Source organism: uncultured Massilia sp., assembly GCF_913773735.1.
GTDB lineage: Bacteria > Pseudomonadota > Gammaproteobacteria > Burkholderiales > Burkholderiaceae_D > Telluria.
In genome coordinates, this window is record NZ_CAJYEB010000012.1 from 1 (window position 1) to 19804 (window position 19804).

14 protein-coding genes are annotated in these 19804 nt (G+C 72.4%); 10 read left to right on the top strand and 4 right to left on the bottom strand.

Features of this window, described 5'->3' with window-relative positions:
* A partial coding sequence (locus QZ749_RS04870) for an IS1595 family transposase (RefSeq protein ID WP_296943917.1) occupies positions 1 to 920 on the bottom strand: 920 nt, incomplete at its 3' end.
* 385 nt (positions 921 to 1305) lie between these two features.
* On the opposite strand from QZ749_RS04870, the gene QZ749_RS04875 reads away from it, so the two are divergent.
* Positions 1306 to 3411, top strand: a complete 2106-nt coding sequence (locus tag QZ749_RS04875) for a TonB-dependent siderophore receptor (protein ID WP_296943920.1) — start codon at positions 1306 to 1308, stop codon at positions 3409 to 3411.
* 413 nt (positions 3412 to 3824) lie between these two features.
* Positions 3825 to 4925: a hypothetical protein gene (locus QZ749_RS04880; protein WP_296943923.1), complete on the top strand. Its 1101-nt coding sequence runs from the start codon at positions 3825 to 3827 to the stop codon at positions 4923 to 4925.
* A gap of 53 nt (positions 4926 to 4978) precedes the next feature.
* Here the strand turns inward: QZ749_RS04880 and QZ749_RS04885 are convergent, their stop codons facing one another.
* On the bottom strand, positions 4979 to 5674 hold the full coding sequence (locus QZ749_RS04885; RefSeq protein WP_296943925.1) for a trimeric intracellular cation channel family protein: 696 nt from the start codon (positions 5672 to 5674) through the stop codon (positions 4979 to 4981).
* A 105-nt stretch (positions 5675 to 5779) separates the two neighbouring features.
* Here QZ749_RS04885 and QZ749_RS04890 point away from each other — a divergent pair, with 105 nt between their 5' ends.
* On the top strand, positions 5780 to 7111 hold the full coding sequence (locus QZ749_RS04890) for a VWA domain-containing protein (RefSeq protein ID WP_296943927.1): 1332 nt from the start codon (positions 5780 to 5782) through the stop codon (positions 7109 to 7111).
* A gap of 40 nt (positions 7112 to 7151) precedes the next feature.
* On the opposite strand, the gene QZ749_RS04895 is transcribed toward QZ749_RS04890, so the two are convergent.
* Positions 7152 to 8714 (bottom strand): hypothetical protein, encoded by a 1563-nt coding sequence (locus QZ749_RS04895; protein ID WP_296943929.1) that lies wholly within the window; start codon positions 8712 to 8714, stop codon positions 7152 to 7154.
* Positions 8715 to 9103: 389 nt separating this feature from the next.
* Positions 9104 to 10699: a sensor domain-containing diguanylate cyclase gene (locus QZ749_RS04900; protein WP_296943931.1), complete on the bottom strand. Its 1596-nt coding sequence runs from the start codon at positions 10697 to 10699 to the stop codon at positions 9104 to 9106.
* Positions 10700 to 10897: 198 nt separating this feature from the next.
* Between QZ749_RS04900 and QZ749_RS04905 the strand changes: the two genes are divergently transcribed.
* The 7 genes from QZ749_RS04905 to QZ749_RS04935 all read left to right on the top strand — a co-directional run bounded on the left by QZ749_RS04905 (position 10898) and on the right by QZ749_RS04935 (position 19734).
* Positions 10898 to 12127: a TerD family protein gene (locus tag QZ749_RS04905; protein WP_296943934.1), complete on the top strand. Its 1230-nt coding sequence runs from the start codon at positions 10898 to 10900 to the stop codon at positions 12125 to 12127.
* A 164-nt stretch (positions 12128 to 12291) separates the two neighbouring features.
* A complete protein-coding gene (locus QZ749_RS04910; RefSeq protein WP_296943936.1) occupies positions 12292 to 13869 on the top strand; it encodes an AAA family ATPase in 1578 nt (525 codons plus the stop codon).
* A gap of 2 nt (positions 13870 to 13871) precedes the next feature.
* Complete coding sequence (locus QZ749_RS04915; protein ID WP_296943938.1) at positions 13872 to 14873, top strand: hypothetical protein; 1002 nt, start codon at positions 13872 to 13874, stop codon at positions 14871 to 14873.
* Positions 14866 to 16683: a VWA domain-containing protein gene (locus QZ749_RS04920; protein ID WP_296943940.1), complete on the top strand. Its 1818-nt coding sequence runs from the start codon at positions 14866 to 14868 to the stop codon at positions 16681 to 16683. Before QZ749_RS04915 ends, QZ749_RS04920 begins: the two co-directional genes overlap by 8 nt.
* Positions 16680 to 17264: a hypothetical protein gene (locus tag QZ749_RS04925; RefSeq protein WP_296943942.1), complete on the top strand. Its 585-nt coding sequence runs from the start codon at positions 16680 to 16682 to the stop codon at positions 17262 to 17264. Before QZ749_RS04920 ends, QZ749_RS04925 begins: the two co-directional genes overlap by 4 nt.
* A 30-nt stretch (positions 17265 to 17294) precedes the next feature.
* Positions 17295 to 18683 carry a capsule biosynthesis protein CapK gene (locus QZ749_RS04930; RefSeq protein WP_296943944.1) on the top strand — a complete coding sequence of 463 codons (1389 nt, stop codon included), beginning with the start codon at positions 17295 to 17297 and terminating at the stop codon, positions 18681 to 18683.
* A complete protein-coding gene (locus QZ749_RS04935) occupies positions 18676 to 19734 on the top strand; it encodes an AAA family ATPase (RefSeq protein WP_296943946.1) in 1059 nt (352 codons plus the stop codon). Before QZ749_RS04930 ends, QZ749_RS04935 begins: the two co-directional genes overlap by 8 nt.
* Positions 19735 to 19804: the final 70 nt, after the last annotated feature.

Sequence of the window (19804 nt, forward strand, 5' to 3'; positions counted from 1 at the left end):
GCCGGCGTCGTCAGCCGTTTGTCGTCCAGCACCCGCTGCCAGCCCGAGTAGTCGATCAGGTAGCGGCTGGCCACGCCGCGAAAGCGCAGCAGCCAGGTCTTGAAGCGGCTGTGCCAGCCGTTCACGTTCTGCAGGTGGATCCCGCCGCGTGTTTGGATGCCCGCCCGCAAGTTGACCGCTTCATGGGTGATGCCCGCCCTGGCGGCAAAGGTCTTGTAGGCTTGCGCCGCATCGCTGACCAGCAGGACGTCGGGCGCCAGCACGGGCCGCAGGCAACGTTCCAGCTGCGCCGCCGTCACCGGCCCGCGCCCGGTATGGAAATCGAGCGTCTGTCCGCTACGATCGCGCGCTACCAACAGGCAGTCGTGTTCACGATTGACGCCACGACGGCGCGCGACGCCGCCACGCTTGCGCGCCGGACGGTCCAGCGTGCGCGATCCCTTTTGCGATTCGAGCAGGTAGGTCTCGTCCGCCTCGACGATGGTCGACAGCGTCGGCACACGTTCGTGCATGGCCCCCGGGATGAAGCGGTGGCGCCAGCGAAAGCTGGTGGTGCGGTGCACGCCGGTGACGGCCGCGGCGTCGCGCACGGTACGCGATTCCAGCACGCACTGCAGGTACGCGAGCCATTTTTCCTTGAGACGCAGGCGTGCCAGCGGCGTGCCGGTGAGCGCGTTGTAGCTGCGCCCGCAGCGGCAGCAGCGATAGCGCTGCAAGCCGCTGGCGCTGCCGCAGCGGTGGACGCGCGTGGCGTGGCAACGGGGACAGGGTGGCCGGCCGGCGGCCTGTTCGATGAGGGCGATGCATTCGCCGGGATCCGCGATGGAGGCGATCCAGCTGCGCAGGCGTGCAAGATCCCGCGTGCACAGCGGTAACGCTTCGAGTGCGGCAAGCACGTCGTCGAACGCCAGAGCCTGCATTGCTGCCTCTCCATGAGTTACCTCGACAACGGGTAAGACAGCCGGGACCAGATCCGGTTCGCAGAATTAACGCGAACAGCGCCAAAAAAAACCGCCTCTTCCTGGCGGAGAGAGGCGGAGGGGAGAAGTATTCCTCGAAGGCTGGACCGCGTCCCGCACTGCCCCCACAGCGTGCGCGACACCGTCCAGCCCCGGGCGACGACGTCGCCTTGGAATGGAAACCACTGTAGCAGGATCTTTGGCGAATGTAAACGAGAATGATTATCATTCATCGATGATGGCGGCGCGGCGCGCCCCGGTACGCATTCCTACCTATTGCGAATGATTCTCATTTTCGATAGGATGCCGGGTTTGTTCATCCACATCGACCGAAGGCCCACCGCCCATGCATTCCGTTGCCGTCCTGCGCCCATCCCTGCTTGCCCTCGCGTTGTGCCAGGTCTTTGCCGCCACTGCCACCGCCCAGGAGGCCGACGAGCAGGCCATGCAGGCAGTGCGCATCACGGCGGCCAGGGCGCAGGGCTTCGTGCCGAACACCGTGGAGGCGGGCAGCTTCCGCGGCGCGGACGTCATGGACGTGCCGTCCACCGTCAACGTCGTGACCCGCGAGGTGCTCGACCTGCAGGCGGCGGGCGGGCTGTACGACGCGCTGCGCAACACGGCCGGCGTGACGCGCCAGCAGAACGGCGGCGACACCTGGGACCAGATCGTCATCCGCGGCATCGCCGTCGAGAACCGCACCAACTACCGGCTCAACGGTTCGCTGCCCATCATGAACTTTTCCCAGGTGCCGATGGAGGACAAGGAGCGCGTCGAGGTGCTCAAGGGCGCCACCGCCCTGTACTACGGCTTCACGTCGCCGGCCGGCGTGGTCAACTTCGTGACCAAGCGCGCCGGCAGCGCGCCGGTGACGACGCTGGGGCTGAGCGTGGACGACAACGGCTCGGCGGTGGCGATGGCCGACGTCGCGCGCCGCTTCGGCGCGCGCCGCGAGTTCGGCGTCCGGGTCAATGCGGCCGGCGGCACGCTGGGTTCGTTCATCGACCGGGTCGGCAACGGCAACCGCGGCTTCGCCTCTGCGGCGCTGGACTGGCGCCTCGGCCCGCGCCTGCGCCTGCGCGCCGACCTCGAATACGACCGGCGCCGCGTGACCGAGGAAGCCGGCATCGCGCTGCCGCCCGCCGTCGCCGGCACGATCGCGTTGCCGCGCGCGGTCGATCCGCGCCGCCTGGTGGGGCCCGACTGGGCCATCTTCGCGGCCCAGACGAGGAACGCCCAGGTGCGCGCCGACGTCGCCCTGGCCGACACCTGGGCATTGACGGTCGAGGCCGGGCACGCCGAGACCGCGCGCGACCGCCGCCTCCCGATCTTCCGCTTCGACAGCGCGGCCAGCGTGGCGACGGGGGCCGGCCGCATCGCCGGCAACCTCCAGCACAGTGTCGTCGACTCGAACATGGTGCGCGCCGAGCTGTCCGGCACGTTCGCGACCGGGGCGCTGGCGCACGACGTCACCATCGGCGCGACCGGCACCGACAAGGGCCAGGATCCGATCTACCAGTCCAACTACACGATCCCGGCGCAGAACCTGTACGACCCGGTGCCGATCGCCAGGGTCACCTTCGGCGCCGTCCCGACGACGCCGACCACCGCCGCGCTGGACAGCCGCGACAAGGGCCTGTACGTGCTCGACCGCATCGGCTGGGGCCGGTGGCAACTGATCGGTGGCGCGCGCCGCGTGCAGTACCGCAGCGACCAGGGCGATAACCACTACGATGCCGGCAAGACGGCGCCGATGGCGGCACTGGTCTGGCGCCCGCGCGCCGACGTGTCGCTGTACGCCTCGTCGGCGCAGGGCCTGGAGGAGGGCGAGACGGCGCCGACGGGCAGCGCCAACCAGGGCACCCGGATGGCGCCGGGCGTCAGCCGCCAGAAGGAACTGGGTGCCCGCTGGCGCATGCCGGATGGCCTGCTGCTGCAGGCGGCGCTGTTCGACATCGCGCGCCCCGGCTATTACACCAACGCCGCCAACGTGTTCACCGCCGACGGCCAGCAGCGCTACCGCGGCCTGGAGCTGGCGGCCCAGGGCCGGCTGGCGCGGCAATGGTCGTGGCAGGGATCGGCGCAGGTCATCGACCCGTCGTTCCGCCGCATCGGGCCGCAGTACGACGGCAAGCTGCCGGAAAACGCGTCGCGCCGCACCGCCAGCACCTTCCTGTCCTACGACGTCGACGCGCTGGCCGGGCTGTCGGTGAACGCCGGCGCCTATTTCACGGGCCGCCGTCCGGTGAACGACCTGAACCAGGCCTTCCTGGGCGGGAACACGCTGTTCAGCGCCGGCGCCCGCTACGTCGGCGACGTACTGGGCAAGCGCACGACGTGGCAGCTGAACGTCGACAACGCGGGCGACAAGCGCTACTGGGCCGGCGCCGGCACGCGGCTGGCGGCCGGGCTGCCGCGCGTCGTCAAGCTGACGATGAAGGTGGACCTGTAAGGGCGGGGCTGTCCGGCTGGATGGGACGGAGCGCGATGCCGTCGTTCCGGCATGACGACGGCCGGGCTGCGGCGCCACGGTTGGGCTGTTCGCGTTGGGGAATCAGGACGCGGTCCGGCCGCTTGCCGTACTGGACCGCTGCCCGCCGCAGCAGTGCCGGCGTCGCCAACCGCCTGTCGTCGACCGCCTGGTGTCGACCGCCTGTCGTCCGCCTCGACGCTGGCCGGCATCGTTGCCTGCCCATGCGTTGCCTCGGCAACGGGCAAGACCGCCAGGACCGGCGCCGGTTCGCCCAATGAACGCGAACAGCGCCATGCGGGTCGCGCCGGAGAGATCCTGGCGCTGGATCAAATTGCATCATGGCAACAGGCCTATCCTGAGCCGGTCACTACCGACCGATCAGGAGGCTTGAAATGCTGCACGAGAAACTTGTCCCGTCCCCGGCACGCGCACTGGCGCTGGCCGCCGCCATCGCGTTGCCGGCCGCCACGCAGGCCGCGCCGGGCTATCCCTACCGGGTCACGGAACTGCTGCCGTTCGCGCCCGGGCAGGGGTCGGGCGTGGCGTCGCTGATCAATAACCGCGGGCTGGTCTGCGGCAGCATGGCAGGGCCCGTCCAGAGCTTCTGCTGGTATCGCGGCACGCTGACACCGTTGCTGCCGCTGCCCGGCGACGAGACCGCCGTGGCGCTCGGCCTGAATGACCTGAACCAGGTGGTGGGGCGCTCCTACGGCCTCGACAAGCCCGACCACGCGGTCATCTTCGTCGGCGGGCAGGCGCGCCCGCTGGCCGTGGCGAGCCACCCGAATTCGGCGGCGGCGGACATCAACAACCTGGGCCAGGTCGTCGGCGCCCTGTCCGACGTCCCCGGCGACTGGTACGCGTTCGCGTCCAGCCACGGCACGGTGCGCCAGCTGGGCGAACTGGGCGGACCGCGCCACCTCGGCGGCGCCAGCGCCATCAACGACCTGGGCCAGATCGTCGGCGCCGTGTCCGCGCCGAACACGTCGCCCCTCGCCGCCGACACCGTTGCCTTCCTGTACCAGCACGGCGTGATGCGCGCGCTGCCGACGCCCGCCGGCTACCGCAGTTCCGCCGCGCGCATCAACCTGCTCGGCCAGGCCGTCGGCGTGATCCAGCAGATCGGCGGCGGCGACGTGTCGACGTGGCGCGCCGTGCTGTGGCAGAACGGCGCGAGGCGTACGCTGGTCGACGTGCCGTCCGAGGCGCGCGGCCTGAACAACCTGGGCCAGGTGGTCGGCGCCACCTACGAGCAGGAAGGCGGCTTCCTGTACACGCCGGGGCAGGGCGCGCGCAACCTCAATACGCTGATCGACCCGGCGTCGGGCTACCGCATCGTCTACCCGCAGGACATCAACGACCTGTCCCAGATCGTCGGCTATGCCTGCAAGGCGGCCCTGTGCGGGCCGGTCCTGCTCAGTCCCTGGTACCTGCCGGTGGCCACCGGCGGCGCGGCGGGCGATGCCGGCGTTATGCGCGAGGGCGAGCGCTAGGAAACGGCCGCCACGGGATCGCTGGCGACGGCGCCGCGGCCGCGGGGGACGCCTCAGTCGCGCCCGCGCCGCTCCGCCGCTTCCACGTCCGCGGCCGCCTGGGCCGAGGCGCGCGCGACCGGCAGGTGCCAGTCCCAGCGCACCGCCGCCATGCGCAGCCCGAAGCACAGGATGGCGCCGGCGACGGCGCAGGCGGTGCTGGGCAAGTGCAGCGCATCGCCCGCCACCACGACGGACGCGCCGGCCAGGGCGGCCACCGCGTACACGTCCGCGCGCAGCACGGCCGGGATCTCGGACAGCAGCACGTCGCGCGCGACGCCGCCGCCGATGCCCGTCAGCATGCCCAGCAGCGCCGCCATCACCGGTTCCAGCCCGAACACCAGCGCCTTCTGGGCGCCGGCCACGCAGAACAGCGCCAGGCCCGCCGCATCGAACAGCAGCACCGGGCTGCGCAGACGCTTGATCAGTGGATAGCGGAAGAACATCAGGGCGCCGGCCAGCAGCGAGACGGCCAGGTAGCGCCAGTCGCGGATGGCGGCCGGCGGCGTCGCCCCGATCAGCAGGTCGCGCACGATCCCGCCCGAGTTGGCGGCGACGAAGGACAACACCAGGATGCCGAACAGGTCGAGGCGGCGGCGCACGCCGGCGACCGCGCCGCTGAGCGCGAACACGAAGGTGCCGAGCAGGTCGAGCGTCAGCACGAGGGTCTTGAGGGCGGCCTGGACGTCGAGGGCGGGAACGGCGAACATCGGTGCGAAGCGTCATGGGATGGAATGGGCCGCGCAGTGTACCGCAAACGCGGCGCCGGGGCTGCTAGAATGCCCCGCACTGGCCATGACACGAGGAGACCCTGCATGAAGCGACTCGCGAGAGGGGAGCGCCTGGCGCTCGCGGCGGCGGTGCCGGATGGCCTGCTGCGCATCGACGTGGCGGCGGACGGCCTGCCGGTGGATGTCGCCTGCTTCGGGCTGGACGAACACGGCAGGCTCGTCGACGATGCCTACATGACCTTCTTCAACCAGGGCGCCACGCCGTGCGGCGGCGTGCGCCTGGAGGGCGACGGCACGTTCGCGTTCGCGCTGGACCGCCTGCCGGCGCGGGTGGCGCGCGTCGTCGTCACGGCCAGCGTCGACGCACACCGCGGCGGCACGATGGCGCAGCTGCGCGCCGGCGCCCTGCGACTGCGCGGACGGGACGGCGAGTTCGCCCGCTTCGACGTCACCGGCGCCGATTTCGCGCGCGAGCAGGCGGTGATGCTGGGCGAGGTCTACCGCAAGGACGGGCAGTGGCGCTTCATGGCCGTGGGCCAGGGGTTCGATGGCGGGCTGCCGGCGCTGGTGCGGCACTTCGGCGCCGAGGTGGCGTCCGCCGCGACGTCCGCATCCGCGTCTGCATCCGCTGCCCCCGCGGCGGCGCCCGCCGTCAACCTGGAAAAGCGCGTCGCGCGCGAGGCGCCGGCGCTGGTCAGCCTGGTGAAGTCGGCCGGCGTGTCGCTGGCCAAGGTGGGCCTGGACGGACACCGGGCCAGGGTCTGCCTGGTGCTGGACATTTCCGGCTCGATGCGCGCCCTGTACCGCGACGGGCTGGTGCAGCGCTTCGCCGAGCGCATCCTGGCGCTGGGCTGCCGTTTCGACGACGACGGCGAGATCGACGTGTTCCTGTTCGGGCGCGACGTCCACCGCGACGAGCCGATGGGACTGGGCAACTGGTCGGGCTACGTCGGCCAGGTGATCGACCGCCACCCGCTCGAGGGCGACACCCGCTACGGCGCGGCGATGCAGGCGGTGCGCCGCCACTACTTCCCCGACGCCGGCGGCGGCGAGCGCCGGCAGCCCCTGGCGGCCGCGCTGCCGGTCTACGTGATGTTCGTGACCGACGGCGGCACCTCGGACAAGCCGCTGACCGAGCGCCAGCTGCGTTGGTCCAGCCGCGAGCCGGTGTTCTGGCAGTTCATGGGCATCGGCAAGGGCAAGAAGTCGAAGAGCCGGCTGCTGGCGAACTTCGCCGACTCGGACTTCCCCTTCCTCGAAAAGCTCGACGAGCTCGATGGCCGCCTGGTCGACAATGCCGGCTTCTTTTCCGTGAGCAGCCCGGACGAGCACGGAGACGACGCGCTGTACGACCTGCTGATGGAAGAGTACCCGGGCTGGCTGCGCGAAGCGCGCCGGCACGGCTTGCTGCACTGAGGCGTGCCGGGGCGGCGCTCGCGGCCCCGACGGTCCCGCTTCAGCCGGGCAGGCCGCGGGCGGCCTGCATCTCCTGCACGAACGTCAGTTCGATGAACTCGTCCGGCCGCGCCACCGCGACGTCGACCGAGACTTTCATCACGCCGTCGAGGACGTCCATGCCCGTCATGGTCGCGCCGATACCCACGCGGACGCGCCAGGCGTCGGCCGCCCGCGCGCCGGCCAGCACGCCGGCCGCCCACTGCGCGGCCAGGAAGCGCCCGATCGTGTCCCGGACGTGCGCCCAGGTGTGCGCATCGTTGGCCCGTAAGGCACAGGTGCCCAGGAAGGCAGCGATGGAACGCTCCAGCATGATCGTGGTGCGCAGCACGCTGATGTAGCGCCAGTCCTGGCTATTGGCGTCCAGCGTGCGCGCGCCCCAGACCAGTACGCCGTGGCCGGGGAAGGTGCGGATCGCGTTGACGGCGAGGCCGTCCAGCGGCGCGTTCAGCGTGGCCTGGGCGGCGTCGTCGATGCGCACGGCCGGCGCCAGCGCGGAGATGATGGTCGTGTTCGCGGGCGCATGGTTGACGCCGAAGGTCGTGTCGTTGCGCACGAACACGCCGGCCATCGCGCCGGCGGGCGGCAGCAGGTTGACGCTGGCGGCGACGTCGGCCATCGCCTGCCGGTACAGCGGCGAATGCGCCAGCAGCGCCTGGTGGCTGGTACGCACGGCGTCGCCCCGGGCCGCCGCGAGGCCGTCGACGATGGCGGTGTAGGGCGCGTGCTTCGGGTCGGGCGTGCCGTCGCGGCGCGGCGGGAACAGCTGCGCCGCCTCGGCCCGCAGGCCGGCCTGCAGCGTGGGCAGCGTCGGTGCGGACAGCCAGGAAAAGTCGATGGCGCCCGGGCCGACGACCGTGGTGTTTAGCCACGGATAGTAGGCCATCCCGTACCTGCGCTCGGCGCCGGCCGCGCCGAGCAGGGCGCGCAGGCCGGCGCTGCCGGTCACCGGGTCGTCGGGGCCGCCGTCCGGCGCGCGCCAGCCTTCGCGCACGTCCAGCAGCGCGACGCGGTCGCGCCGCGCGCCGCACTGCCGCAGGGCCGCGCACGATACGGCCGCCCAGCCTTGCGCGTCCAGCATCACCGCGTCCGGCACGACGATCATGGTCGTCCCCTCGTCCTGGCCGATCGCCGCGAGGCCGGCGAGGAAGGCTTGCGCATCGGGCGGCCCGCCGTTCGCGAGGACGTCGGCGTAGGTGCCGATCGAGACGATGTTGCACGCGCCGCCGCCGTTGTCGAAGAACAGCTGCAGGCTGTAGTAGAGGTTGAAACGCGGCGCGTCGGCCGCGGCGCGCAGCGGCGGCACCGCGCTCGTGTCGGCGGCGTAGTCGAAGCGCGGCCGGGGCGCCCCGCGCGTCGCGCCGTCGGGGTCCGCGAAGGTGTCCTGGAACTGCGCCATCGACGTGATCCGGACCGGCGTGGCGACCAGCGTGCGCCCGCCCTGGCTGGCCGATTCGGTGAAACCGACGAAGGCCGGGATCGCGGTCGGCAGAGCCAGTATCGCATCGGGTTCGTCGCTCGTCGCCTGCACGTACACGCCGGGCGTCTTCAATTGCATGGACATCGCATCATTCTCCTGTGGTGGGCGGCGCCGCGCCCGACCAGGCATGGTAGTCCAGGTTTTTCTCGTTGGAAAGATCTATCGACCAGGAGATGGCACCGCAGGCGCGCAGCCTTGCATGCCGATGCCGGTCCACGAGCGGGTGGCCAAAAAAAAAAGCGCCTCTTCCCACGAAGGGAAGAGGCGGGGAGGACGCTCCTGCCCGGCCCGGAACCCATCACGCACTGCCCCCACAGCGTGCGCGGCGTCTTCCCGGCCGTGCCTGGCAGGATTGCCTTGGAACGGAGACGACTTTACCAAGGTTTATCCCGAATGTAAATGAGAATACGTCTCATTCGCGAAATTGGCGACGGGATCATGCCGTGCGCATGACGCGGGCGGCGCTGGCCCGCTCAGCCGGCGATGCCGTCCGCTTGCGGCGCGTCCGCGCCGTGGACGCAGACCCGGTCGCGGCCGCCGTGCTTGGCCGCGTACAGCGCCGCATCGGCAGCCACGACCAGCTCGTCCGGCGTGCCGGACCAGGCGCGCAGCGCGGCCGTGCTGGCGACGCCCAGGCTGACCGTCACGCAGCCGCCGGGGTTGTCGCGGTGGGGGATGGCCAGCGCGCGGATGGCGGTGCGGACCTCGTGCGCCACGGTCGCGGCGCCGTCCGCGTCCGTCTCCGGCAGCACCAGTGCGAATTCCTCGCCGCCGTACCGGGCGGCCAGGTCGCTCGGACGCTTCTGGTGGGCCAGCAGGATCTTGCCGATGCTGCGCAGGCAGGCGTCGCCGGCGGCGTGGCCGTAGCGGTCGTTGTAGGACTTGAAGTGGTCGACGTCGAGCATCACCAGCGTCAGCACCGCCCCGTGCCGCTGCGCGCGCGCGCATTCCTGGTGGATCGCCTGGTCGAACGCGCGGCGGTTGGCCAGGCCGGTCAGGCCGTCCCGCAGCGCCTGCTGCGACAGTTCCCGGTTGGCCTGCGCCAGCCCCGCCGTGACCAGCTGGAGCTGCTGTTCCAGCCCGTCGCGGATCGCGAGCTGGCGCAGCAGGCGCCGGCTCAGCCAGACCTGGAGCGCGACGACGGCGAGCAGGGCGGCCCCGGCCTGGATGGCCGAGCGCGTCCAGCCCGCGTAGATCTCGTCGTCGGACAGGCCGACCGCGATGATCAGCGGGTAGTCGCCCAGGTGGCGGTAGCTGTACAGGCGCGTCACGCCGTCGATCGGCGCGGTCAGGATGCCCGATCCGGACGGCCCGAGCGTGCGGTACAGCCGCATCAGGGGCGCGTCGGCGATGTCCTTGCCGACCAGCTTTTCCTGGAACGGCCGGCGGTACAGCAGCCGGCCGTCCGCCGTCGCGAACAGGACGGTGCCCGTGGCGCCGACGTTGAGCTGGTCGTACACGCGCTCGAACAGGTTCAGGTGCATGGTCGCGAGGGCGATGCCGGCGAAGCTGCCGTCCGCGTGCTGCAGCCGGCGCGAGATCGGCACCACCCACGTGCCGGTCGTGCGGCTCACGACCGGAATGCCGATATGGGTCTGGATCCCCGGATGGTCGCGGTGATGGACGAAGTAGTCGCGGTCGGCGACGTCGAACGCGACGTGGCGCACCGAGCTGGCGACGACCTCGCCGCGCGCATCGAACACGAAGAGGCCGTTCAGCTCCGTGGCCTTGGCCCCCAGCCCCGCCAGCCGGTTCGCCAGGCGCGCCCGGCGGTCGCGGTCGAGGCCGTCCGCTTCGGCGTCCTGCGCCACGCTTTCGAGGATCAGCTCGGCCGAGCGCATCGCGGTGCGCGTGTACGACGCCAGCACCTGCGCCATATTGCTGCTGTAGCGTTGCGCCGACTCGACGCGCTGGCGCCGCGACGACCACAGTTCCCAGACCGACGTCGCGACGGTCAGCAGCACGGCCAGCGTCACCAGGATCACGACCAGCACGCTCGCGGGACGCTTCTTGCTGCTCAACACCGCGATCTGCAATTCCGGAACGAGGACTGCGGAATCACTGGGCATGATGTGGTTTTTCGAGAGATTCAGGTGGCCTCATCTTAGGAGCATTCTCCACGGGCGTCCATCAATGTGTCGGTACGGCCGGCGGTGCGACACGTTCGGTCCGGCCCTCGGGACGGCGGCGGCGCCGTTTCGTTACAATGACGGGCTGTCGCCATTCCCACGCCGGAATGCCATCCGTCCCACTCGCCAAGGAGCACCATGCACACCTTCACTCGCGGCCAGAAAGGCAAGCTGTCCGACCTGGGACTGTCGTCCCGTTTCGAGGTCGCCATCGACCTGCAACTCCCCGGCGCCGGCGCCGACATCTCCTGCTTCGGCCTGGACGCCGGCGAGCGCCTGGGCGACGACCGCTACATGGTGTTCTACAACCAGCTCGCCAGCCCGGCGCGCGAGGTGACCCTGGCGCTGGCGCCGGGCCGCGCCGTGTTCCAGGTCGACCTGGACGCGCTGCCGGCGTCGATCGCCAAGCTGGTCTTCACCGCCGCGCTGGACGGCGGCGGCACGATGCGCGACCTCGCGCACGGGCGCCTGCAGCTGGGCGACGCCGTGGCGTTCACGCTGGCCGGCGCCGATTTCGCCGGCGAGAAGGCGGTGATCCTCGCCGAGCTGTACCGCCGCGACGGCCAGTGGCGCTTCGGCGCCGTGGGGCAGGGCTTCGACGGCGGCCTGGCGGCGCTGCTCCGGCACTTCGGCGGCGTCGAGGCGGGGCCGGCATCGTCGGCACCGGCGGCACCGGCGGCCCCATCGGCCCCCGCCGCCGCGCCCGCCAGCAAGGTGTCGCTGTCGAAGATCACCCTCGACAAGCGCGGCGACAAGGTTTCGCTGGACAAGCGCGCGGGGCGCGGCTACGGGCGCATCCACGTCAACCTGAACTGGAACCGCGGCACGGCGGCCGTGCCCGCCGCCGCGCCGGCGCAGGGCTTCTTCGGCAAGATGCTGGGCAAGGCGGCGCCGGCGCGGGGCAGCGGCGGCATCGACCTCGACCTGGGCTGCCTGTACGAACTAGCCGACGGCACGCCCGGCGTGATCCAGGCGCTCGGCAAGCGCTGGGGCAGCTTCGACCAGCGCCCGTTCATCGCCCTCGACGGCGACGACCGCACCGGGGCCGCCGAGGGCGGCGAGAACATGCTGGTCAACGGCGACCGCTTCGACGAGATCCGCCGTATCCTCGTGTTCGCGCTGATCTACGAGGGCGTCGCCAACTGGGCGCAGACCGACGGCGTCGTCACGATCGCCCTGCCGGACCAGCCGACCGTCGAGGTGCGCCTGGACAATGGCGGCGCGCAGCGCATCTGCGGCATCGCGATGATCGAGAACCGCGGCGGCCAGCTGCAGGTCACCAAGCTGACCGACTACGCCGGCGACCAGCGCGACCTCGACCTGAAGCATGGCTTCGGCCTGCGCTGGAAGGTCGGCTCGAAGGACTGATCCGCCGGAGCGCCCCGCGCCGCGCGTCGTCCGGGCGGCCGGGGTGGCGCCCGGGTGCGCGGCCACCCCGCACGCCACGGCGCGGCGTTGCCCCCGGCGCCGGATACGGGTACGATCTTGTTTCGTGAGCAACGAAGCACGCCTGACGGCGGCAGGGACAACCATTGGCCTTCGACTTCTTCCGCAAGATTTCCCGCGCGCCGACCAATCCGCGCGCCGTCGCCAGGCCGCGCGAGTTCGACGTGGCGGACCTGTACCGCGGCCCGGCCGGCGATGCCGGCGACGCCGCCGCGGCGCCCGCGCAGCTCGACGAGAAGCTGCGCCAGGCCTACTTCTGGATCGTCAACAAGGCGATCATCAGCCCGCACTACGACATCGAGTACAACGACGGCCCGGCCCAGTCCTGGACCGTGGGCGACAGCCGCCGGCCGTTCGTGCTGCCCTCGGGCCAGAGCTATTCCAGCTACGTGCTGCTGCCGCTGCTGGCCTTCGCCACGCGCCGCAAATGCCTGTTCGTGGGCGGGCCGGGGCGCGGCAAGACGGCCAGCGCGATCCTGATGGGCGTGCTGTCCGGCGCGCCGGTGCGCGAGGTGCGCCGCGCCATGCAGCACGGGCACCCGCAGATGACGGTGGCCGACCTGCTCGGCAATCCGCTGCCGGCCGACCTGGTGGGTGCCCAGGACATGGCCTCGATCCGCATCGCCTGGCGTTCCTGGCTGTCGATGCGCGTGAAGATCATCGACGAATACAACCGCATCCCCACGCGCACCCAGAGCGCGCTGCTGACGGTCATGGGCGACAACTACGCCGAGGTGCTGAACCACGTGTTCGAATGCCCGGAATCGGCCTGGTACCTGACCGCCAACGACGACCAGGGCGGCGGTACCTACCCGGTGATCGAGGCGCTGCGCGACCGCATCGACGTGGTGGTGCAGGCGCTGGCCTTCAATCCGCGCTTCCTCGAGGAGCTGCTGGTGCGCGTCGAGGAAGAGGTGCGGCCCGAGGAACTGGTGCCGCCCGAGCTGGTGTTCACGGAGGACGAGGTCGATGCGATGGGCCGGGCCATCCGCGCCGTCGAAGTGCCGGAAGGCGTGCGGCGCCGGGTCGAATTCTTCGCCAGCCAGTTCGAGTTCGCCGAGATGGCCGGCGCCCAGCTCGAGACCATGACCAAGGACACGGCGCGCCTGTCCGGCGTCGCCCCGCACGAGCTGGCCGCCGCCGACAACGGGCGCGACCGCATGAAGGACCTGGGCGCGCAGACGCAGAACGGCCTGTCGGTGCGCAACCTGATGACGCTGCTGCTGTTCGCCAAGGCGCTGGCCTGGTTCCGCGGCAACGGGCAGGTCGAACTGGACGACCTGCGCCAGGTGCTGCCCTTCGTCCTGCGCGACAAGCTGCAGCCGGACCCCGATGCGCCGTTCTTCGCGCTGCCCGAGAACGCGGCCTTCCGCGCCGACCGCATCGGCTGGCTGCGGCGCCTGTTCGACCTGTCCAACGACGAGTTCCTGCGCCTGGACCTGGAGCGCGACGACGCCGTGGGCGCGATGGCGCAGCAGTTCGCGCAGGGGCTGGACGGCGTGTCCGAACGCGAGACGCGCGCGCGCCTGGCGCGCATCGAGAAGCTGGTCGCCGAGCGGGTCAAGGCGCGCAAGCTGTACGGCCACCTGGCCGACGACCTGCTCAAGCTCAAGCACCTGCACCAGCGCTACACCAACTACCTGGCCTGGCTGCGGGCGCGCTAGCGATGGTGTCCCGCGCCTTCGCCGACGTGCTGGCGGCCGGCCGCGCCGGCTTCAACGAATGTGCCCGCGAGGCCGCGCGGCGCCATGCGCTGTTCCGGCCCGAGGCGTTCGCTCGCTTCCTGGAGGAGGGCGTCGGCGCGGTGGCCGATGCCGTCGCCGCCGTCCAGCCGGCGCGCCTGCCGGCCGTGGTGTCCGCGGCCTACGGCATCGCGCTGGAACTGGCGGGGCGGGGGCTGGTGGGGCCGCAGGCGCGTGCGAACGAATCTGCGCACGAACCTGCGCTGGACGCCGCCTGGCGCGCGCTGCTGCCGCGCTACGCCGCGCTGGTGGCGGCGCAGCCGGAGCGGGTGCTGGCCATGGTCAGCAACGCCGTGCTGCACCTGGACACCATTCCCGGCGCGCGCAGCGGCCAGTGGCGCGCCGAGCTGGCGGCGCTGGCGCCGCAGGTCGCGACCGTCGCGCAGCTGCGCGTCGTCGGCCAGGTGGCGGCCTGGCGCGCCGGCGCCGCCCACTTCCGTGCCGGCGCCATCGCGGCCGCCGCGGCGCTGCCCGAGCCGCTGGCATTGCGGGCGTTCGGCGCCGCGGCGCCGTCCTGGGCCGCGCTGCGCGCGCGCATCGAGCAGGACCCGTGGTGGAGTGCCGGCGACGCCTGCGCCGTGCGCGCGCGCGAGGTCGGCGCGTTTTCCGGCTTCGGCGGCCAGTTCGCCGCGCCGCCGCAACTGCGCGCCGGCGCCGGCGGCTTCCTGGTGCGCGCCGGCGAGCGCCATTTCCTGCTGGTGGCCGACGCCTACGGCGCGGTGCTGCACGCCGCCACCGCCGAGGAATTCGCCGCCGGCGCCGACGGGGCCGAGCCGGACGCCGTCGCGCAGGCGCGACGCGCGGCCGCCGATCTGCCGCAGGAAGGCCTGGCCGTGTGCGCCGACGCATCCACGGTGGCGCTGGCGTCGCCGTACACGCATGCGATCCGGCTGCTGGCGCGAGAACGGGGAGGCAAGCATGACTGACGCCGTCGCACCAGGGGAGGACGCGCTGCTGGACGCCTGGCGCGCCGCCTGGCCGCGCGCGCTGGCGGCATGGAGCCGCTACACGCGCCTGCACGACCCGCGCCTGTGCGCGACGACCGTCGAGGCGGCGCAGGAAGGCCTGCAGGGAAGCTTCGCGATGATCCGCCTGCTCGACCAGGGCGTGGTGATCGACCTCGAGGCCGTGCAGCGTCACGGGTTGCAGGACTACGCCGTCGAGATCCTGGCCCACGAGATCGGCCACCACGTGCTGGCGCCCGCCAGTGCCACCGACCACTACCGCCTGCTGGCGCGCATGCGCCGCGCGCTGCCGACCTTCGAATCGGCAACCGCCATGGTCGCCAACCTGTACACCGACCTCTTGATCAACGACCGCCTGCAGCGCCAGGACGGCCTGCGCATGGCCGACGTGTACCGGGCGCTGGCGCGCGGCACGGCCTCGTCCGACCCGCTGTGGACCTTCTACATGCGCAGCTACGAGCACCTGTGGAAGCGCGAGCGTGGCGAACTGGCGGGCGCCGGCGTCACCGAGGCCATCGACACCGATGCCTGGCTGTGCGCGCGCCTGGTGCGCGCCTATGCCGGCGACTGGCTGCGCGGCGGCGCGCGTTTCGCGGCGCTGGTGCTGCCCTACCTGGTGGAGCAGGGGGCCGGGCTGGCGTCGCTGCGCGCCCTGCACGACACCGCGGGCGCCGCCGCCGGCTGCCAGCCGGGCGCCGTGCACGAGATCGAGGAGGACGAGCGCGACGCCGACTGCCATCCGTCGCGCGACCCGCTGGTGATGGGAGCAGCGGCCGGGCCGGACGCGCCGGACGAGCCGGGCGAGTCGGACGGGGCCGACCGGCCGCGGCAGGGCGCAGGCCAGGCACGCGAACCGTTCGAGTACGGCGAGATCCTGAAGGCGGCCGGCGTCGCCCTGGACGACCACGAGATCGCGATGCGCTACTACCGCGAGCGCGCGCTGCCGCACCTGGTGCCGTTCCCCGCGCGCCGGCCGGCGCCATCCACCGAGCCGCGCATCGCCGCGCCCGAGCCGTGGGACATCGGCGACCCGCTGGAGGAAATCGACTGGCTGCACAGCCTCGGCATCAGCCCCCGTCCGGTGCCGGGCCTGACCATGGTGCGGCGCGCGCTCGAGGACGATCCGGGCGAAGCGTGCCGCCCCGAACCCGTGGACCTCGACGTCTACGTCGACAGTTCCGGCTCGATGCCCGATCCGCAGCGGCAGGTGTCGTATCCCGCGCTGGCCGGCGCCATCGTCGCGCTGTCGGCGCTGCGCGCGGGCGCATCGGTGCAGGCGACGCTGTGGAGCGGCAAGGAGCAGGTGCTCGGCACCGACGGCTTCGTGCGCGACGCCGATGCCGTGCTGCGCGTGCTGACCGGCTTCTTCGGCGGCGCCACCTGCTTCCCGATCCACCGCCTGCGCGCGACCTACGAAGCGCGCACGGGCCGCGGCCGCCGGCGCGGCGCCCACCTCCTGATGATCTCGGACGACGGCATCACGACCATGTTCGACCGCGACGAGCGTGGCGCCAGCGGCTGGGACGTCGCCGCCCGGGCGCTGGCGACGGCCGGCGCCGGCGGCACGATGGCGCTGGACGTGCCGCCGGAGTGGGACGCGCTGGCGCGCTCGTCGCGCATCGCGCCCTACCGCGACCTGCTGCGCGCCCGGGACGAACAGGGCTGGGAGATCCACGCGGTGGCCGACATGGCGCAGCTGGTCGCGTTTGCGCGGGCGTTCAGCCGGCGCCACTACGGTGCGCAGCCCGCGCAGGCGGGGGCGCGGCCATGACGCGCGCCGGACCCGCGCTGGAAACGTTGCTGCGGCGCCTGGCCGACACGCCGCCCGACTTCCTCGACGAGCCAAGGATCGGCGGCGCCGGACGCATCGTCGTCCCGGCCGTGGTCAACGACCTGCTGCGCCTGCACGGCGCGCGCGCCACGCTGGAGGCGCTGCGTCCGTTCGCCGCGAGCGCGGCACGCGCCGAGCGCAACCGGCTGGCGCTGGTCCTGGTCGTCGCCTGGCTGCTGGCCGACGACTGGTTCGTGGCGGCGCAGCCGGGCCAGGAGGCGCTGCTGCGCGTGCTGGCCGGGGTGCCGGCCGAGCTGGCGCCGGCCGCGGCGGCGCCGGCCTTCGTCGAGGATGGCGAGCGGCGCGAGGAGCTGGCGCGCGTCGTGCTGGCCGGCCTGGACGTCCTGCCCGGGGACGAGACGGCGGCGCAGGCGGCCGACCGGCTGGCCGCGATCAGTGCGACGGAACGCCGGCGCTTGCTCGACGCCAGCCGCGCCGCCGAGGAACGGGCGCGCGCGATCCGCGAGGCGCTGGCGAAGAAGGTCGCGGACGAATCGGCCGACAAGTGGACGCGCGAGTAGGCCGCACATGATGAGCAAACGATGGGACGGATGACGGGCAATACGGCGGGCAATACGGCGGGCAATACGGACACGCAGGACGTCGACCCGCTCGACCGCGAACGCTTCCCGACGCTCAGCGACCATGGCCGGCGCATGCTGGCGTTCATGCGCGGCCACCCGTGCGCGCCCATCTACCGCAACCGCAGCGGCAACCGCCTGCTGGCGCACGAGGTGGGGGCGCAACTGGCCTACGAGGACGAAGTCGGCGCCGCGGCGATCGACTGGACGCCGGGCGTGGCGCCGGACTGGGTCGGCCCGTTCGTGGCCGAGGCGTTCCGCACGGTCCCGCACTACCGCGCCCTCGGCGCGCCGCCGCGCCGCCTGGAAGACGTGGCGCCGGTGGGCCGCGCCGACCTGGCCGCCGACGTCGCCGCCTTCGTGCCGGACCACGTGCCGCTGGAGCGCATGATCAACTTCCGCACCACCGGCACGACCGGCCACCCGCTGGTGCTGCCGTCGCATCCGGTGGTGGCCGCGCGCTACGCGGCCTTCCACAAGCGCGCGCTGCGCCGCGTCGGCATCGTGCCGGCGCACGGGCGCGGCCAGGTCGGCGTGGTGCTGCTGGGCTGCCAGCGGCGCTGCTTCACCTATGTGTCCGTGTCGCCGGCGATGGGCGAGTCGGGCCTGGCCAAGATCAACCTGCACCCGGACGACTGGCGCGACCCTGCGCACCGCGCGCCCTACCTCGACGCGCTGGCGCCGGAGATCGTCGCCGGCGATCCGATTTCGTTCGCCGCCTACCTCGACCTGCCGCTCCGGCATGCGCCGCGCGCGCTGATCTCCGTGTCGATGCTGCTGCTGCCGGGCCTGCGCGAACGGCTGGAGCGCCGCTTCGGCTGTCCGGTGCTGGACATCTATTCGCTGGGCGAGGTGGGCCCGGTCGGCGTGTTCGACGCCACGCTCGTCGGCCACTTGCTGCTGCAGCCGCGCCTGTACGTGGAAATCCTGGACGGGGCGGGGCGGCCGCTGCCGCCCGGCGCGGTCGGGGAAGTGGCGGTGACGGGAGGTTTCAATTTCTGCCTGCCGCTGCTGCGCTACCGTACCGGGGACTTCGCCGCCTTGTCCGCCAGCCCCGAGGGGCCGGTGCTGGCCGGCCTGTCCGGACGGCGGCCGGTGCGCTACCTGGCGCGCGGCGCCTGGATCAACAATATCGACGTCACGCATGCGCTGCAGGACCTGCCGATCCCGCACTTCAACGTGCACCAGCGCGCCGACGCCAGCGTGCTGCTGAAGATCTCCCCGGGTGCGCTGGCCGCGGCGCCGGCGGCGCGCCGTGCGCTGGAGGCCTTGTTCGGCACGCCGGTGACGGTGGAACCGCTGGCGGCCGACGACAAGACGCTGCAATACACCTCGGCCCTGGACGGCGCCCATGGATAGGCCGGCGAAGCCATACCGGCGCGGCCTCGTCGTCGGCAAGTTCTGTCCGCTGCACCGCGGCCACGTGCACCTGATCCGGCGTGCCGTCGACGCCTGCGACGAGGTGCTGGTACTCAGCTGGACGAAACCGGAATTCGACGGCTGCGGCCCCGCCGCGCGCGCATCGTGGCTGGCGCGGCTGTTTCCGCACGTGCGCGCGCTGGTGGTGGACGATGCGTCCCTGGCCGGCCTGTGCGCCCGGGCCGGCCTGGCGCCCCGCGTCCTGCCGCACAACGACGCGCACGCGCAGGTGCAGCGCGAGTTCGCGGCCTGGCTGTGCCAGGCGATCTGCGGCGTGACGGTGGACGCCGTGTTCACCAGCGAGGACTACGGCGACGGCTTCGCGCGCGCGCTCACGCGCCATTTCGGGGCGCCGGTGCGGCACGTGTGCGTCGACCGGGCGCGCCTGGCGGTGCCGGTGTCGGGTACCCGCGTGCGCGCCGACGTGCACGGCGCGCGCGCCTTCCTGGACCCGGTCGTGTACGGCGATTTCGTGCGCCGCGCCTGCCTGCTGGGCGGCGAGTCCAGCGGCAAGACGACGCTGGCGCGCGCGCTCGCCGCGCGCCTGGGCACCGCCTGGGCGCCGGAACTGGGGCGCGAGCTGTGGGAAGCGCAGGACGGCGTGCTGGCCTACGCCGACATGCTGCGCATCGCCGAGGGCCAGGCGGCGCGCGAGGCGCGGCTGGCGCAGGACGCCGTGCGCTGGCTGCTGTGCGACAGCAGCGCGCTGACGACCGTGTTCTACAGCCTGGACGGCTTCGGGCGCGTCGACCCCGCCGTGCGCCGGCTGGCGCTGCGGCCCTACGACTACACCTTCGTGTGCGCGCCGGACTTCCCGTTCGTGCAGGACGGCACCCGCCGCGACGGTGCTTTCCGCGCGCGCCAGCACCGCTGGTATCTCGCCGTGCTGGAGGCGCGCGGCATCCCGTACACCCTGCTGGAAGGGCCGCTCGAACGACGGATCGAAATCGCGTGCCGGGTGCTGGAGGCGTCCGCACGGCGGCCCCGCTGACTTGTCGCCAAGTCTTCGCCGTGCGCGACGCCACCCATCGTTCATGCTGCAGTCGGAAACATCGTCAACC

Bases quoted from the DNA above. Each gene is read 5' to 3' on its own strand.
- QZ749_RS04875 (WP_296943920.1), top strand. From the start codon at position 1,306: ATGCATTCCGTTGCCGTCCTGCGCCCATCCCTGCTTGCCCTCGCGTTG.
- QZ749_RS04880 (WP_296943923.1), top strand. From the start codon at position 3,825: ATGCTGCACGAGAAACTTGTCCCGTCCCCGGCACGCGCACTGGCGCTG.
- QZ749_RS04885 (WP_296943925.1), bottom strand. From the start codon at position 5,674: ATGTTCGCCGTTCCCGCCCTCGACGTCCAGGCCGCCCTCAAGACCCTC.
- QZ749_RS04890 (WP_296943927.1), top strand. From the start codon at position 5,780: ATGAAGCGACTCGCGAGAGGGGAGCGCCTGGCGCTCGCGGCGGCGGTG.
- QZ749_RS04895 (WP_296943929.1), bottom strand. From the start codon at position 8,714: ATGTCCATGCAATTGAAGACGCCCGGCGTGTACGTGCAGGCGACGAGC.
- QZ749_RS04900 (WP_296943931.1), bottom strand. From the start codon at position 10,699: ATGCCCAGTGATTCCGCAGTCCTCGTTCCGGAATTGCAGATCGCGGTG.
- QZ749_RS04905 (WP_296943934.1), top strand. From the start codon at position 10,898: ATGCACACCTTCACTCGCGGCCAGAAAGGCAAGCTGTCCGACCTGGGA.
- QZ749_RS04915 (WP_296943938.1), top strand. From the start codon at position 13,872: ATGGTGTCCCGCGCCTTCGCCGACGTGCTGGCGGCCGGCCGCGCCGGC.
- QZ749_RS04920 (WP_296943940.1), top strand. From the start codon at position 14,866: ATGACTGACGCCGTCGCACCAGGGGAGGACGCGCTGCTGGACGCCTGG.
- QZ749_RS04925 (WP_296943942.1), top strand. From the start codon at position 16,680: ATGACGCGCGCCGGACCCGCGCTGGAAACGTTGCTGCGGCGCCTGGCC.
- QZ749_RS04930 (WP_296943944.1), top strand. From the start codon at position 17,295: ATGACGGGCAATACGGCGGGCAATACGGCGGGCAATACGGACACGCAG.
- QZ749_RS04935 (WP_296943946.1), top strand. From the start codon at position 18,676: ATGGATAGGCCGGCGAAGCCATACCGGCGCGGCCTCGTCGTCGGCAAG.